Genomic DNA, 224 nt, shown 5'->3' with positions numbered 1-224 from the left:
CGCCCGCGTCTTCCAGGGCGTGCTGCGTTGCATGGGTGGTCCCGCCCTTGGAGGTCACGCGCTGGCGCAGCACGGCGGGGGGCTCGTCCGAGCGGCGGGCCAGCTCTGCGGCGCCAGCGAAGGTGGCCACGGCCAATCGGTACGTCTGCGGCTCCGACAGCCTCATGTCGACACCGGCACGGACCATGGCTTCGGGACAGCCTTCCGCGTGAACCACTGGCTGG

General features: G+C 71.9%; 1 protein-coding gene. It reads right to left on the bottom strand.

What is annotated here, in order from left to right:
• A partial coding sequence (locus tag VTU_RS26320; RefSeq protein WP_010102542.1) for a pyrroline-5-carboxylate reductase family protein occupies window positions 1–224 on the bottom strand: 224 nt, incomplete at both ends.

Origin of the sequence: Verminephrobacter aporrectodeae subsp. tuberculatae At4, from assembly GCF_000193225.1 — a bacterium.
Lineage (GTDB): Bacteria > Pseudomonadota > Gammaproteobacteria > Burkholderiales > Burkholderiaceae_C > Acidovorax > Acidovorax aporrectodeae.
This window is presented reverse-complemented; position numbering and strand designations above follow the sequence as displayed.